Origin of the sequence: Pseudomonas sp. C11, from assembly GCF_034683865.1 — a bacterium.
Lineage (GTDB): Bacteria > Pseudomonadota > Gammaproteobacteria > Pseudomonadales > Pseudomonadaceae > Aquipseudomonas.
The window spans coordinates 481,255-495,763 of record NZ_JAWIIP010000002.1; the positions used below are offsets into that span (position 1 = coordinate 481,255).

The 14,509-nt window shown below is 65.7% G+C and carries 13 protein-coding genes and 1 riboswitch; of the genes, 9 read left to right on the forward strand and 4 right to left on the reverse strand.

The window, feature by feature from the left end; genetic code table 11:
• Positions 1 to 88 precede the first annotated feature (88 nt).
• Positions 89 to 433 (forward strand): tryptophan synthase subunit beta, encoded by a 345-nt coding sequence (locus tag VC352_RS05180; RefSeq protein ID WP_322978516.1) that lies wholly within the window; start codon positions 89 to 91, stop codon positions 431 to 433.
• Between the two features lie 15 nt (positions 434 to 448).
• On the opposite strand, the gene lapD is transcribed toward VC352_RS05180, so the two are convergent.
• The 4 genes from lapD to VC352_RS05200 form a co-directional block, all read right to left on the reverse strand.
• Positions 449 to 2,407, reverse strand: a complete 1,959-nt coding sequence (lapD, locus tag VC352_RS05185; protein WP_322978517.1) for a cyclic di-GMP receptor LapD — start codon at positions 2,405 to 2,407, stop codon at positions 449 to 451.
• A gap of 8 nt (positions 2,408 to 2,415) precedes the next feature.
• Positions 2,416 to 3,054, reverse strand: coding sequence for a cysteine protease LapG (gene lapG, locus VC352_RS05190; protein WP_322978518.1), 639 nt, complete (start codon positions 3,052 to 3,054; stop codon positions 2,416 to 2,418).
• Between the two features lie 190 nt (positions 3,055 to 3,244).
• The gene (locus tag VC352_RS05195; RefSeq protein ID WP_322978519.1) at positions 3,245 to 3,490 is read right to left on the reverse strand and encodes a DUF1145 domain-containing protein; all 246 of its coding nucleotides are present in this window, start codon (positions 3,488 to 3,490) and stop codon (positions 3,245 to 3,247) included.
• 80 nt (positions 3,491 to 3,570) lie between these two features.
• Positions 3,571 to 3,984 carry a hypothetical protein gene (locus tag VC352_RS05200; RefSeq protein WP_322978520.1) on the reverse strand — a complete coding sequence of 138 codons (414 nt, stop codon included), beginning with the start codon at positions 3,982 to 3,984 and terminating at the stop codon, positions 3,571 to 3,573.
• A gap of 296 nt (positions 3,985 to 4,280) precedes the next feature.
• Positions 4,281 to 4,383: riboswitch (guanidine-I (ykkC/yxkD leader) on the forward strand.
• Between the two features lie 65 nt (positions 4,384 to 4,448).
• On the opposite strand from VC352_RS05200, the gene VC352_RS05205 reads away from it, so the two are divergent.
• The 8 genes from VC352_RS05205 to VC352_RS05240 all read left to right on the forward strand — a co-directional run bounded on the left by VC352_RS05205 (position 4,449) and on the right by VC352_RS05240 (position 14,507).
• The gene (locus VC352_RS05205; RefSeq protein WP_322978521.1) at positions 4,449 to 5,519 is read left to right on the forward strand and encodes a putative urea ABC transporter substrate-binding protein; all 1,071 of its coding nucleotides are present in this window, start codon (positions 4,449 to 4,451) and stop codon (positions 5,517 to 5,519) included.
• Between the two features lie 62 nt (positions 5,520 to 5,581).
• Positions 5,582 to 6,397 carry an ABC transporter permease gene (locus tag VC352_RS05210; protein WP_322978522.1) on the forward strand — a complete coding sequence of 272 codons (816 nt, stop codon included), beginning with the start codon at positions 5,582 to 5,584 and terminating at the stop codon, positions 6,395 to 6,397.
• Complete coding sequence (locus tag VC352_RS05215; protein WP_322978523.1) at positions 6,394 to 7,197, forward strand: ABC transporter ATP-binding protein; 804 nt, start codon at positions 6,394 to 6,396, stop codon at positions 7,195 to 7,197. Before VC352_RS05210 ends, VC352_RS05215 begins: the two co-directional genes overlap by 4 nt.
• Positions 7,198 to 7,199: 2 nt before the next feature.
• Positions 7,200 to 7,928, forward strand: coding sequence for an urea amidolyase associated protein UAAP1 (locus tag VC352_RS05220; RefSeq protein WP_322978524.1), 729 nt, complete (start codon positions 7,200 to 7,202; stop codon positions 7,926 to 7,928).
• A gap of 11 nt (positions 7,929 to 7,939) precedes the next feature.
• On the forward strand, positions 7,940 to 8,575 hold the full coding sequence (locus VC352_RS05225; RefSeq protein WP_322978525.1) for an urea amidolyase associated protein UAAP2: 636 nt from the start codon (positions 7,940 to 7,942) through the stop codon (positions 8,573 to 8,575).
• Positions 8,576 to 8,768: 193 nt separating this feature from the next.
• Entirely contained in the window at positions 8,769 to 12,479 is a 3,711-nt protein-coding gene (gene uca, locus VC352_RS05230) for an urea carboxylase (RefSeq protein WP_322978526.1), read from the forward strand.
• A 355-nt stretch (positions 12,480 to 12,834) separates the two neighbouring features.
• A complete protein-coding gene (locus VC352_RS05235; RefSeq protein ID WP_322978527.1) occupies positions 12,835 to 14,301 on the forward strand; it encodes a sensor domain-containing diguanylate cyclase in 1,467 nt (488 codons plus the stop codon).
• The gene (locus VC352_RS05240) at positions 14,301 to 14,507 is read left to right on the forward strand and encodes a cysteine-rich CWC family protein (RefSeq protein ID WP_322978528.1); all 207 of its coding nucleotides are present in this window, start codon (positions 14,301 to 14,303) and stop codon (positions 14,505 to 14,507) included. The genes VC352_RS05235 and VC352_RS05240 overlap by 1 nt, the downstream gene beginning before the upstream one ends.
• The last annotated feature ends 2 nt before the right edge of the window (positions 14,508 to 14,509 follow it).

A 14,509-nucleotide genomic window follows, 5' to 3' on the forward strand; every position in this document is an offset into this window, starting at 1 on the left:
GCGCGGTGGGTGAGGTGCATCCTTCTTGTCGAGGGCTCCGGCTGCGCGTATAGATGTGCGTCCGGCGCACATCCCATCGGGGGTATCCATGCTCTACGTACAACACGACGACCAGGGCCGCCTGGTGCGCGTCGAAGCGGCCGCGTTCGCCGGTCATACCGGCCAGCTTCCGGCCGACGCGCCTGACGTGCTCGCCTGGTACGCCAATCAGGCGGTCGAATCGAGCCTGCTGCAACTGCGCCAAAGCGACCAGGAAATGATCCGGGTGCTGGAAGACCTGATCGGTGCGCTGATCGCCAAGGGCGTCATCCGTATCACTGACCTGCCACCCGCCGCGCAATCCAAGCTGCTCAGCCGTAACCAGGCGCGCGAGGCTCTGGGCGGCCTGTCACGCCTGATCGGTGAAGAAGAAACCAGCACCGGCCTGATCTAGCCGGCGCTCTCAGATTCAGTCCGCAGTCGGCCACGGCATGGGCGCGCCAACGCGTTGCCCCTGCACACCCTTGAAGCCCATCTCGGCCAGCACCTGCAACTCCCCTTCGGTTTCCACACGCTCGGCGATCAGCGGCAGATCGATGCTGTTCGCTGCACGCTGCATGGCATCGATGAACAGGCGTTTGTCCGCCTCCATATCGATGGCGCGGATGTAGCTGCCATCCACCTTCAGGTAGGCCAGGCCCAGGCGCGCCAGGTTGCCGATCATGCTGAAGCGCCCGCCGAAGTGCTGCAGGCTGAGGCTGAAGCCCAGCTCGCGCAGGCGCCGGGTCAGTTGTTCCAGGGCGAGCGGATCCGGCAGTTGATCCTCCTCCAGCTCGAGGATCAGGCGCGGCCCGAGCGCAGCATGCCGGCGCAACAACTCGAACGCCGCCTCCAGCGCCTTGGGCTCGCGCAGTAGCGCGCCGGAGAGGTTCAGCGCCAGCGTCTGCTGGTGCTGGGTCAGTTGTTGCAGCACCTTTTCCAGCATCAGCAGATCCAGCCGCGACGACCAGCCGAAGCGCTGCAGCCAGGGCAGGAAGCGCCCGGCCGGAATCGTCTTGCCGGCTTCGTCGCGTAGCCGTGAGAGCACCTTGTAATGCAGCACCTGCTCAGGCGCCCGAGCGCTGACCACCGGCTGGAAATACAGCTCCACCTGGCGCCGACTCAGGGCGGTGTCGAGCAACTGGTGCCAGGCATGACGCTCGTCACCGACGCTGTGGCTCTGCTTGCGCGACACCAGTGCCCAGGTCTGCTCGCCCGAGGCTTCGGCCTTGGCCAGCGCCTCGTCGGACAGGCGCAGCAGGTCATGGCAATCATCGCCCGGCTGGAACGGCGCCAGGCCGATATGCGCCACCGGCGCACAATCAGTGGCGCCGATGCTGACCAGATTGCCCAACGCCACTTCCAGGCGTATCGCCAGTTGCTCGGCCTCCTCGCTCATCAGCCCCGGCGCCAGCAGTGCGAAGTCGCCGCCCCGGCAACGCGCCAGCAGGTGGCCTGAGCCCAGCGGCAGCGCCTCGCGGGCGAGCAGCTCGCTGACGGCCTGCAGCAACTGGTCGGTACGCTGACCACCGAGGCGCTGGTTGAGCCCACCCAGGTCATGCACGCGCACCAGCAGCAGGTAGCCGGCATTGGCCTGATCCTCGGCCCCCAGACGCGTCTGCAGTTGCATCTCGAAGTGGCGACGGTTGGCCAGCCCGGTCAGGGCGTCCTTGTAGGCCTCGTCGCGCAGGCGTTCGCTACGCTCGGCCTGTTCCTGAAACAGCGCCTTGAGCTTCTCCACCATCAGGTTCATCGCCTGCACCACCCGGCGCAGCTCCGGGGTGCGCGGCAGCATGGGCAGGCTGAGAAATTCGCGGCGGGCAATGGCATGGGATTGCTCGACCATGTAGTCCAGTGGTTTGAGCTGGCGGCGCAGCACGAAAGCACCGACGCCGGCGCTGAGCAGGCCACACAGCAACAACCAGCCCAGGCTACCCAGCGCGCTGCGCCAGAGTCGGGCGATGGCGAACAGCGGATGGCTGCGCACCTCCACCCGCGCCGCCTGCTCCCAGCCGCGACTGACGATGGCGTCACCGGCCTCGGCGTTCAGACCGATCAGGTCGACGAACCATTGCGGAACTTCGGTGCCGGCGGCATCCGGTACGCCAGTACGCTCGACCAGGATATTGCCGCTGGCGATGTCGATCACCCGGATGCTCTGGAAGTAGCCGCTGTCGAAGATCGAGCTGACCATCAGCTCCATCATCGCCGGGTCGTCCACGTGCGGCGTCAGCGACAGGCCGAGCGCGGTCGCGGCGTCCTGCGCGTGCGAGCGCAACTGGTTGACGTACTGCTCGCGGGAGCTTTCCAGACCGACCATGAAGCTGCCGGTGAAAGCGACCACGAGGAACAGGCAGATGGCAATCAGCAATTGTTTGAACAGCGACATCTCGACTCCTATCGACCCGACTCCGCCGGGAATCCCTCGGCCGTCATCTTTTTCATCAGTTCCTGCCAGCGCGACAGGCGCTTGGCATCTCCCACCTGCTTGCCACCGCCCTTGCCCGCCAGCCACATGCCTTCGGCATTGAAGGCATACACCGGCAACAGATCCGAACGCTCGCTGGCGGGCCGGATGACGTTGATCAGATTGTCCAGCACCAGCGGCATGGCTTCGGGGGTGGCGTAATAGGTCAGCACCATGTGCGCCTGGTTCAGGCGCAGTGCCTTGACGTAGGTGATCCGCAGTTTTTCACTGGCGACACCGGCTTCACGCAGGGTGAAGTACTTGGCGATGGCGAAGTCTTCGCAGTCGCCCGCGCCAATGCGCAATGCCTCGACCGGCGTCGCCCAGTAATCGTTCTGGTGCCAGATTTCGATGTCGTCACGGAAGCGCAGGCTGGCATTGAAGAAGCGGTTGACCGCCTCCAGCTGCGCCGGCTCGTCGAGCGTCGGCAGTCGCTCCAGCAGCGCCTGCCAGTCGTCGATGCGTGCCTTGCCGGCGCCCAGCGGGCCGTAGAGCTTTTCGGCACGCTGGCTGATCAGGTTGAAATCCCAGTCCGCCTGCAGGGCACCGGCCAACGCGATCAGCAGCAATGGCGCGGCCAGGCGCGATTTGCGCCGCCGCCACCCTGCTCGACCTGTGCCTATGCCACCTCGGAACATCATCCATCCGTCTCGGGGCCACCCGCCCCTGGAACAAGGCAGGAATGGTGCGGGCTGGCCCGGAAAAAGACAATGGCACTTCGCCGTTATCCGGCGCGCCGGCCGGAAGGCGGGGATGGCTTCAGCGCAGGCTGCGCAGGTGCAACACGCCGAACAGCAGCACCTGCAGGCGTTGCCACCACAGCCCGGGCAACGCGCTCAGGCGCGAGCGAAACAGCAGCAACTCGCCGACGTGCGCCAGCAATATCAGCAAGGCGGCCCAGTTGACCCAGCCGCCCAGTGGCACTGCGAAGGGATAGAAGAGATTGAGCAGCGCCACCAGCCAGAACATGGCCAGGGCACCCTTGGCGAAAGACAACAGCTTCATCGTTGGCCTCCAGTGCAGTGAAGCCTGGAGTGTGCAGAGAAGCGGCGGCTCATGCCGCCGCTCTTTGGATGGGTGATCGGCTAGCGACGGTGTTCGCCCAAGCCACGCGGTTGCTGATCGCGCCCCTGCGAGTAACGGCGATCACTGCGCTCCCAGCCACCCCGGGAAATACCACCGCCGCGCTGCTCGTAGCGGCGGCTGTCTCGGTAATGCTCATTGCGCGGCTGCCAGCGCGGCGGTTGTGCTTCGTGGTAGCGCGGCGGCTGAACGTAACGCGGTGGCGGGGGCAGGTAGCGACGATCCTGCCGGTAGTCGTAGCGGCGTTCCTCGTAGTAATAGCCCGGCACGTAAATTGGCGGTGAGGCGTAATAGCCGCGATAGCCATCGTTGTAGCGGTGTTCATAACGGCCATAACCGGGGCTTTCATAGCCCCCGCCATAAACCGCGCACCCTGATAACGAGAAGAACAGCAGGAACAGCATCTTCTTGAGCATGGCGGCCTCCTTTCGACCGCGAGACATAGCCGGCGCATGCCGGCAATAGGGAGTCGATCCCTGTTCCATCAGACAGCGGCAAGACCTTTAGGTGCGGCGGGAGGTGCTGCGTTTTTCACGGCGCGCCCCAGCAGGCAGCACATCCTCTCGCGCCCGCACCAACACGGCGCACACCAGCCACCCGCGCCCGCTGCAGCCCAGGCAGAACCAGGGGTTGAATACCTGGCACGATGTTCGCTTGAGCTACTGCGTGCAGGAAATACCCCGGTACGCCGGGTACGCGGCACCACAATTTGCAAATAGCCGACTAGGGTTCCGGCTCGCCAGAAAAGCGAGTGACTGGTCCGAGAGTTGGCGACCTCCTTCGAGGTTACACGGCGGGACAAAAGCCCGGGAGACGCGCCCCTGTATCGGGGAACCGCCGCGAACTCCTGCCCGCCCCTTTCTCGAACTGGAGGTTCTCCATGCGTAAGTCCCGTCTGCTCTCCGTTCTCGCTGCCGCCGGTCTCGGCGCCGCACTCAGTCTGTCCGCCCAGGCCGCCCCGAAAACCGACTTCAGCGTGTGCTGGACCATCTACGCCGGCTGGATGCCGTGGGAATACGGCGCGGCCCAGGGCATCGTCGACAAGTGGGCGAAGAAGTACGGCATCAACATCGACGTGGTGCAGATCAACGACTACGTCGAGTCGATCAACCAGTACAGCGTCGGCCAGTTCGACGGCTGCACCATGACCAACATGGACGCCCTGACCATTCCCGCCGCCGGTGGCGTGGACAGCACCGCACTGATCGTCGGCGACTTCTCCAATGGCAACGACGGCGTCGTGGTCAAGGGCGAAGGCAAGACCCTGGCAGACCTCAAGGGCATGGACGTCAACCTGGTCGAGCTGTCGGTCTCGCACTACCTGCTGGCCCGTGGCCTGGAGAGCGCCGGCCTGAGCGAGCGTGACCTCAAGGTGGTGAATACCTCCGACGCCGACATGGTCGCCGCTTTCGCCACGCCTGGCGTGCAGGCCGTCGCCACCTGGAACCCGTTGCTGGCTGAGATCGAAGCCACGCCGGGCGTGACCAAGGTGTTCAACTCCAGCCAGATCCCCGGCGAAATCATCGACCTGATGGTGGTCAACAGCGAAACGCTCAAGGACAACCCCGCCCTGGGCAAGGCCCTGACCGGCGCCTGGTACGAAATCATGGCCACCATGGGCAGCGACTCGGCCGAGGGTAAGGCTGCGCGTGAGCACATGGCCAAGGCCTCCGGCACCGACCTGGCCGGCTACGAGGCGCAACTGGCCGCGACCAAGATGTTCTATACCGCCCAGGACGCCGTGGCCTTCGCCACCAGCACGCAACTGCCGGCGACCATGACCAAGGTGGCCGAGTTCTCCTTCACCCACGGCCTGCTCGGTGAAGGCGCGCAGAGCAGCGACGCCATCGGCATGAGCTTCGCCGGCGGCGTGGTCACCGGCGACAAGGGCAACGTCAAGCTGCGCTTCGACCCGAGCTACATGCAGATGGCCGCCGACGGCAAGCTCTGACGCCTCTCCCGCCCGTTCCCCTGCGGGAACGGGTTCAGGCCCCAAGCCAACCGAGAGATCCCATGCGCCTGATCAATCGACACCCGGATCGCGGCAGCCGTCTGCTGCTGATCCTCCTGCCCTTCGCGCTGGTGCTGCTGGTGTACTTCAGCAGCTCGGCCACGCGCCTGGCGGAAAACCCCAACGACAAGCTGCTGCCCAGCGCCGGGCAGATGGCCGATGCCATCGACCGTCTGGCGTTTACCGAGGACAAGCGCACCGGCCAGTACCTGTTCTGGGCCGACAGCGCCTCCAGCCTGACACGCCTCGGCCTCGGCCTGGGCATCGCCGCACTGGCCGGCCTGACCCTGGGCATCGCCGCCGGCAGCCTGCCGCTGTTCGGCGCGCCGCTGTCGCCGCTGCTCACCGTGCTGTCGATGATTCCGCCGCTGGCCATCCTGCCGATCCTGTTCATCGTCTTCGGCCTGGGCGAGCTGTCCAAGGTCATGCTCATCGTCATCGGCGTCACACCGATGCTGGCGCGCGACCTCGAACAGCGTGCGCGGGAAATCCCCAATGAGCTGCTGATCAAGGCGCAGACCCTCGGCGCCAGCACCTGGACGCTGATCCTGCGCCTGGTGCTGCCGCAACTGCTGCCGCGCCTGCTGATCTCCCTGCGCCTGGTGCTCGGCTCGGCCTGGCTGTTTTTGATCGCCGCCGAGGCCATCGCCAGCACCGACGGCCTCGGTTACCGCATCTTCCTCGTGCGCCGCTACATGGCCATGGACGTGATCCTGCCCTACGTGGCCTGGATCACCCTGCTGGCCTGGGCCATGGATCTGGGCCTGCGCCAGCTCACGCGCCTATGCTTCCCCTGGTATGAGGGGGCCAAGGCATGAGCGCCTTCATCGAAGTTAAAAACGTCTGGCAGCAGTACGGCGACCAGACCGTCCTGGAACGCCTCGACCTGAGCATCGCCGAGGGCGAGTTCTGCACCCTGGTCGGCGCCTCCGGTTGCGGCAAGTCCACCTTCCTGCGCCTGCTGCTTGGCCAGGAGCGCCCCAGCCGTGGGCAGATCCTGCTCGGCGGCGAGCCGCTGGTGGCCGAGCCCGATCCCAGCCGGGGCGTGGTGTTCCAGCGCTATTCGGTGTTCCCGCACCTGAGCGTGCTGGACAACGTCGCCCTCGGCCTGGAACTGCGCCAGTCACGCCTGCTCGGCCGCCTGTTCGGCTCCGCCAAGCGCGAAGCGCGCGAACGTGCGGCCGAGATGCTGACCAAGGTCGGCCTCGGTCACGCTCTGGACAAATACCCCAGCGCCCTCTCCGGCGGCATGCAGCAACGTCTGGCCATCGCTCAGGCGCTGATCATGAAGCCGCGCGTGCTGCTGCTGGACGAACCCTTCGGCGCGCTCGACCCCGGCATCCGCAAGGACATGCACGCCCTGCTGCTGGAGTTGTGGCACGAGACCGGGCTGACCGTGTTCATGGTCACCCACGACCTGTCCGAGGGTTTCAGCCTCGGCACGCGGCTGATGGTCTTCGACAAGCTGCGCCATGACCCGCATGCCCCGGGCGCCTATGGCGCACGGGTGACCTACGACATACCCCTCAACGCAAGCCGCCGCAACCAACGCGCGGCGGCCGACCTGCTGCCCGAGCACCTGCTCGGCAGCCTGCAACCCACTCACCAAGGAGCCTGAGCATGACTGCCTCTCTCGCCCTGCGCCCAACTTTGTACGAAGAAACCGTCCCCGGTGGCGGCCACACCTCCTTCATCCTCAAGCGCGGCCAACAACTGCGCATCACCGATCTCGAAGGCGGCGCGAACGTCAGCCTGCTGCTGTTCAACGCCGCCGAGAAAAGCGAGCGCCTGAACCTGCCCGACACCCTCAAGGGCCAGCACACCGCCAAACTCACCGCCGGCCACTGCCTGTACTCGGACATGGGCAAGGTGCTGGCGGCCATCACCGCCGACACCTGCGGCTGGCACGACAGCTTCGGCGGCGTGCTCAACGCAGAAGAAACGCTGGAGAAGTACGGCCAGGGCCGCTACCAGGAACTGCGCAACGGCTTCTTCCGCAACGGCATGGACAACCTGCTGGTGGAAATGGGCAAGTGGGATCTCGCGCTGGCCGACCTGTTGATGAACCTCAACCTGTTCAGCCGCGTGGACGTCGATGCAGACGGTACCTTCCACTTCCAGCCCAACAACAGCAAGGCCGGCGACTACATCGAGCTGTACGCACCGATAGACACCCTGGTGGTACTCACCGCCCTGCAGCACCCGATGGATCCCAACCCGCAGTACGCGCCCAAGCCGGTGCAACTGACCTGGAGCAAGGTCGACAGCGACGGCATCACCGTGCTCTGCCGCACTTCGCGCCCGGAGAACAGCCGCGCCTTCCACAACACCGAACGCCAGTACATCTGAGGGCTGCCGAAATGACCCTGACCGCCAGCACCCTGCATGCCGAAACCGCCGTGTTCCGCCACACCATCCCGGCGGGCGAACCCTACCTGTTCGAGGTCAAGGCCGGGCAGACCCTGCGCCTGCATGACCTCGAAGGTAACCAGGCCATCGACACCCTGTTCTTCGCCGCCAACAACCCGCGCGAGCGCTTCGATCCGCAGCGCACCCTGCGCAAGCAGAACAAGGTCTACCTGACCACCGGCACGGTGCTCTATTCCAATCTTGGCAAGCCGCTGCTGACCATCGTCGCCGACACCTGCGGCCGCCACGACACCCTCGGCGGCGCCTGCGCGCAGGAGAGCAACACCGTGCGCTACGCCCTGGACAAGCGCTATATGCACAGCTGCCGCGACAACTTCCTGCGCGCCAGCCTGCACGACGGCCGCCTGAGCAAGCGCGACATCGGCGCCAACATCAACTTCTTCATGAACGTGCCGGTCACCCCCGAAGGCGGCCTGACCTTCGAGGACGGCATTTCCGCGCCCGGCAAGTACGTGGAGCTCAAGGCCGAGACCGACGTCATCGTACTGATCTCCAACTGCCCGCAACTGAACAACCCCTGCAACGGCTGGAACCCGACGCCTGCCGAAGTGCTGGTGTGGAACTGACGTAGGGCGGGTGAAACCCGCCAAAACCCAGCCAAAGCGCTGGCACAGCCAAAACCCGGCGGGTTTCACCCGCCCTACAAATCGTCCCGCCAACACGCGCGGCACGCATCACCGGATTTTTCGCCACGGACGACCGTGGTGCACGACAAATGACGGCGGGACGGCCCGCCACGCCCTTCGAGGGTCAATGAAGATGTTCGACAAACTGCTGATCGCCAACCGTGGCGCTATCGCCTGCCGTATCCTGCGCACCCTGCGCTCGCTGAACGTCGGCGGCGTGGCCGTGTACTCCGAAGCCGACGCCGCCAGCCTGCATATCCAGCAGGCCGACGAAGCCTTCTCCCTCGGCGACGGCCCGGCCGCGCAGACTTATCTGGTGGTCGAGAAGATCCTCGCTGCCGCCAAGAGCAGCGGTGCCAAAGCCATCCACCCCGGCTACGGCTTCCTCTCCGAAAACGCAGCGTTCGCCGAAGCCTGCGAAGCCGCCGGCATCGCCTTCGTCGGCCCGACGCCCGAGCAACTGCGCGTATTCGGCCTCAAGCACACCGCCCGCGCCCTGGCCAAACAGCATGGCGTGCCCATGCTCGAAGGCACAGAGCTGTTGGAAAACCTTGACGCTGCGCTCAAGGCAGGTGAACAGGTCGGCTACCCGGTGATGCTGAAAAGCACCGCCGGCGGTGGCGGCATCGGCATGCGCGTGTGCCGTTCGGCAGAGGAACTGAGCGACGCCTTCGAGGCGGTCAAACGCCTGGGCCAGAACAACTTCAGCGACAGCGGCGTATTTATCGAGAAGTACATCCAGCGCGCCCGCCATCTGGAAGTGCAGGTGTTCGGCGACGGTCAGGGTGAAGTGCTCGCCCTCGGCGTGCGCGACTGCTCGGTGCAGCGGCGCAACCAGAAGGTGCTGGAAGAAACCCCGGCGCCGAACCTACCGGCCGGCATGGCCGACGAACTGTGCGCCGCCGCGATCAAGCTGGCCAAGGCGGTGAATTACCGCAGCGCCGGCACCGTCGAATTCGTCTACGACAGTGAGGCCGAGCGCTTCTATTTTCTGGAAGTGAACACCCGCCTGCAGGTCGAACACGGCGTCACCGAACAAGTGTGGGGCGTCGATCTGGTGCGCTGGATGATCGAACTGGCCGCAGGCGATCTAGCGCCGCTCAGCGAGCTTGCCAAAGGCCTGAAGCCATCCGGTCACGCCATCCAGGCGCGCCTGTACGCCGAAGACCCGGGTCGCGACTTCCAGCCCAGCCCCGGCCTGCTCACCGCCGTCGCCTTCCCACAGGCTGACGGCAAGGCCCTGCGCATCGACACCTGGGTCGAAGCCGGCTGCGAAATCCCGCCCTACTTCGACCCGATGATCGCCAAGCTGATCACCTGGGCGCCGACCCGTGAACAAGCCAGCACCGCGCTGGACAAAGCCCTGGCCGACTCGGTGCTGTACGGCGTGGAATGCAACCGCGACTACCTGCGCCAGATCCTCAGCGACGCACCTTTCGCCAGTGGCTCGCCGTGGACGCGCTGCCTGGAGAACCTCGCTTACCAGGCGACCACCTTCGAAGTGCTCAGCGCCGGCACCCAGACCAGCGTGCAGGACTTCCCCGGCCGCCTCGGCTACTGGGCCGTTGGCGTACCACCGTCTGGCCCGATGGACAGCCGCGCCCTGCGCCTGGGCAACCGCCTGCTCGGCAACGACGAAGGCGCTGCCGCGCTGGAAATCACCATGAGCGGCCCGATGCTGCGCTTCAACACCGATGCCGTGATCGCGGTGACCGGCGCCGAGATTCCCGTCAGCGTCGATGGCGTGGAACAGCCGATGAACACCGCGCTGCTGATCAAGGCCGGCAGCACCCTGACGCTCGGCACCATTGCTGGCAGCGGTGCGCGCAGCTACCTGAGCATTCGCGGCGGTATCCAGGTGCCGGATTATCTGGGCAGCAAGAGCACCTTCACCCTCGGCCAGTTCGGCGGCCATGCTGGCCGCGCCCTGCGCGCTGGCGATGTACTGCACCTGCTGCCGCTGAGCGACACCAGCAACGGCGCGCAACTGCCCGCCGAACTCTGCCCCGCCCTACCGGCCGTGCGCGAACTGCGGGTGATCTACGGCCCGCACGGCGCACCTGAATACTTCACGCCGGGCTATGTCGACCGCTTCCTCGCCACCGACTGGGAAGTGCACTTCAACTCCAGCCGCACCGGCGTGCGCCTGATCGGCCCAAAACCGGAATGGGTGCGCGACAGCGGCGGCGAGGCCGGCCTGCACCCGTCCAACATCCACGACAACCCCTATGCCATCGGCGCGGTGGATTTTACCGGCGACATGCCGGTGATCCTCGGCCCGGACGGCCCCAGCCTCGGCGGCTTCGTCTGCCTGGTGACCATCATCGAGGCCGACCTGTGGCAGCTCGGCCAACTCAAGGCCGGCGACAAGGTGCGCTTCGTGCCGGTGGATATCGCCACGGCGCGGGCGTTGGCGCAAAGCAATGCACGCGAATACACCGAACTTTGTAGGAGCGGCCGGGCGGCGCTCCGCTTTAGCCGCGATGCAGGCTACACCGAAATCGCGGATAAATCCGCTCCTACAGACGCGACCGTAGCCCGGATGCAATCCGGGGAAATCGCAGCACCTGAGTCCCGGATTGCATCCGGGCTACAAAGCCCCATCGTCCTCGACATCGGCGAAGCCGACACCCGTCTGGTCGCGCGCCTGTCCGGCGACACCCACCTGCTGCTGGAAATCGGCCAGCCGGAACTCGACCTGGTGCTGCGCTTCCGTGGTCATGCGTTGATGCAGGCGCTGGAGGCCAAACAACTCGACGGCGTAATCGACCTGACGCCCGGCATTCGCTCGCTGCAAGTGCACTACCAGCCGGAAACCCTGCCCCTGCAGAAGCTGCTGGATATCGTCGCCGGCGAGTGGGATGCCGTCTGCGCCGCACGCGATCTGAAAGTACCGTCGCGCATCGTCCACCTGCCGCTGTCCTGGGACGACCCGGCCTGCCAGTTGGCCATCGACAAGTACATGACCACCGTGCGCAAGGACGCGCCCTGGTGCCCGAGCAACCTGGAGTTCATCCGCCGTATCAACGACCTGCCGAACCTCGACGAGGTGTACCGCACGGTGTTCGACGCCAGCTACCTGGTGATGGGCCTGGGCGATGTATACCTCGGCGCGCCAGTGGCCACGCCGCTCGACCCGCGCCACCGTCTGGTCACCACCAAGTACAACCCGGCGCGCACCTGGACAGCGGAAAACTCCGTTGGCATCGGCGGCGCCTACATGTGCGTGTACGGCATGGAAGGCCCCGGCGGCTACCAGTTTGTCGGCCGCACCCTGCAGATGTGGAACCGCTACCGCGCGGTCGAGGCCTTCGACGGCAAGCCCTGGCTGCTACGCTTCTTCGACCAGATCCGCTTCTACCCGGTATCGGCTGACGAACTGCTGCGCATCCGCCGCGACTTCCCGCTGGGCCGCTACCCGCTGCGCATCGAACAGAGCGAACTGGCCCTGGCCGACTACCAGCAGTTTCTCGATGACGAAGCCGACGGCATCGCCGCCTTCCGCCAGCAGCAGCGTGCCGCCTTCGACGCCGAACGCCAACGCTGGATCGACAGCGGCCAGGCGCACTTCGAGGTCGAGGAAGCCGCGCCCGAGCAGGTTGAGGATGCACCACTGGCAGCCGGCCAACATGCCATCGAAAGCCATGTCGCCGGCAACCTCTGGCAGGTGCAGGTGGAGGCCGGCGCGCAGGTGCAGGCGGGTGATGTGCTGGTGATCCTCGAGTCGATGAAGATGGAGATTCCGCTCACCGCCCCCATGGCCGGCACCGTGCGCGAAGTGCGCGTGCAGCCAGGCTCGCCCGTACGTGCAGGGCAGCGCGTGGTGGTATTGGAGGAAGCCTAAAAGCTGTCGCCGCTGAAGCGCCTCCCACAATGCTCGGAGTCTCCGGGAGGGAAGCGCTTCACGAGCGACTGGGCGGCATTCCGCTTCAGCCACAACCCGACAGCGCCACCGTAGGAGCAGCTTCAGCCGCGATCTCACCAAAGCCCCAATCCCCCCTGTGGGAGGGGCTTTAGCCGCGACCGCTTCACGCCCCACCGCAACCCAATCGCGGATAAATCCGCTCCTACAGTTCCCTAGCCCGGATACAACCGGGCAACGCTCACCGAGATAAAACCGCGCCAATTGTGATCACAACTGGCGCTTTCCCCGCCCAACGGGCTAGCATCACGCCATCAACCCGCTCCCGGATTCACCCATGTCCCTGCGCCCCAAACGGCACACGCAAATCTCGCTGGTATTAGTGCTCCTGTTGCTGCTCGGCAGTGGTTTCCTCACCACGTCACTGCTCAGCTACTACGCCTCGCGCGACTCGATCCGCGACCACATCATCAACACCGAGCTGCCGCTGACCTCCGACACCGTCTACTCGGAAATCCAGAAAGACCTGGTGCGCCCCACCCTCATCTCCTCGATGATGGCCCGTGACACCTTTCTGCGTGACTGGGTGCTGGCCGGCGAGCAGGACGCCGAGCAGATGACCCGCTACCTGCGCGAAGTGCAGGAGCACTACGGCGCCTTCACCAGCTTCTTCGTCTCCGACAAGAGCAGCACCTACTACCAGTCCAAGGGTGTACTGAAGAAGGTCAAACCGAGCGAGCCGCGCGACGTCTGGTATTACCGCGTGCGCATGCTGCCGGAGCCCTACGAGGTCAACGTCGACGTCGACATGGCCAACGCCGACCGCCTGACCATCTTCATCAACTACAAGGTGCTCGACTACGACGGCAACTTCATCGGCGCCACCGGCGTCGGCCTGGCGGTCGATGCCGTGGTCAAGCTGATCGACGAATACCAGCAGCGCTATGACCGCAGCGTCTATTTCGTCGACACCACCGGGCGCATCACCCTCACCGGCGCCCAGGGCGGGCCGCTGGGCGCCAAGGTCGGCGACCAGTTGGTCGACATCCCCGGCCTGGACAACCTGATGGAGAAACTGCCGACGCCACAGAGCGGCCAGTTCGAATACCAGGAACAGGGCCACGAGCATTTCCTCAACGTGCGCTACATCCCCGAGCTGGAGTGGTACCTGTTCGTCGACAAGCATGACAAGGCCCTGGCCGGCGTCCGCCAGGGGCTCTATATCAACCTGCTGCTGTGCCTGCTGGTCACCGTTATCGTCCTCACCCTGGTCAGCCTGGTGATTCGGCGTTATCAGCGCCGTATCGCCGCCCTGGCCACCACCGATGCCCTTACCGAGCTGCCCAACCGTCGTGGCTTCGACATCCTCGCCGAGCAGGCCCTCCAGGAAGCGCAGCGCGACAGCAGCCCGCTGTGCGCCGTGCTGCTGGATCTGGACAACTTCAAGCTGATCAACGACCAGCACGGCCACCTGGCCGGCGACGAGGTGCTGCGCCGCTTCGCCCGGCAGTTGCGCGGCGCACTGCGCCAGTCCGACATCCTCTGCCGCTGGGGCGGCGAGGAATTCATCCTGCTGCTGAAGAACACCGACCGCCAGGCCGCCCACGAACTGGCTGAAAAACTGCGCCAGCACTGCGCCGACCAGCGCTACGCCGTAGACGATGCGGCGCTGCAGGTCACCGTCAGCCTCGGCCTCAGCCAGTGGCAAAGCGGCGAGAGCCTGCATGCCCTGCTCGGCCGCACCGACCGCGCGCTGTACCGCGCCAAGCAGGCCGGGCGCGACCGCGTCTGTGAAGAGCAGTGATGGATAGCCAACGTTGCCCGCTGTGCGGCAGGCCTAACCAGTGCAGCGTCGCCGCCGGCCGCCGCGACGAACCCTGCTGGTGCTTCGAAGCCAAGATCGACCCCGCCGCGCTGGAGCGCCTGACGCCCGAACAACGCGACCAGGCCTGCCTGTGCCCGGCCTGCGCGGGTGCCGTTGCAGCCACCAAACGCGATGAGCGCGACTGAGC

What these genes read in the sequence shown, in the direction of transcription:
- VC352_RS05180 (WP_322978516.1), top strand. Translation starts at nt 89, where the DNA reads ATGCTCTACGTACAACACGACGACCAGGGCCGCCTGGTGCGCGTCGAA.
- lapD (WP_322978517.1), bottom strand. Translation starts at nt 2,407, where the DNA reads ATGTCGCTGTTCAAACAATTGCTGATTGCCATCTGCCTGTTCCTCGTG.
- VC352_RS05195 (WP_322978519.1), bottom strand. Translation starts at nt 3,490, where the DNA reads ATGAAGCTGTTGTCTTTCGCCAAGGGTGCCCTGGCCATGTTCTGGCTG.
- VC352_RS05200 (WP_322978520.1), bottom strand. Translation starts at nt 3,984, where the DNA reads ATGCTCAAGAAGATGCTGTTCCTGCTGTTCTTCTCGTTATCAGGGTGC.
- VC352_RS05205 (WP_322978521.1), top strand. Translation starts at nt 4,449, where the DNA reads ATGCGTAAGTCCCGTCTGCTCTCCGTTCTCGCTGCCGCCGGTCTCGGC.
- VC352_RS05210 (WP_322978522.1), top strand. Translation starts at nt 5,582, where the DNA reads ATGCGCCTGATCAATCGACACCCGGATCGCGGCAGCCGTCTGCTGCTG.
- VC352_RS05215 (WP_322978523.1), top strand. Translation starts at nt 6,394, where the DNA reads ATGAGCGCCTTCATCGAAGTTAAAAACGTCTGGCAGCAGTACGGCGAC.
- VC352_RS05220 (WP_322978524.1), top strand. Translation starts at nt 7,200, where the DNA reads ATGACTGCCTCTCTCGCCCTGCGCCCAACTTTGTACGAAGAAACCGTC.
- VC352_RS05225 (WP_322978525.1), top strand. Translation starts at nt 7,940, where the DNA reads ATGACCCTGACCGCCAGCACCCTGCATGCCGAAACCGCCGTGTTCCGC.
- uca (WP_322978526.1), top strand. Translation starts at nt 8,769, where the DNA reads ATGTTCGACAAACTGCTGATCGCCAACCGTGGCGCTATCGCCTGCCGT.
- VC352_RS05235 (WP_322978527.1), top strand. Translation starts at nt 12,835, where the DNA reads ATGTCCCTGCGCCCCAAACGGCACACGCAAATCTCGCTGGTATTAGTG.
- VC352_RS05240 (WP_322978528.1), top strand. Translation starts at nt 14,301, where the DNA reads ATGGATAGCCAACGTTGCCCGCTGTGCGGCAGGCCTAACCAGTGCAGC.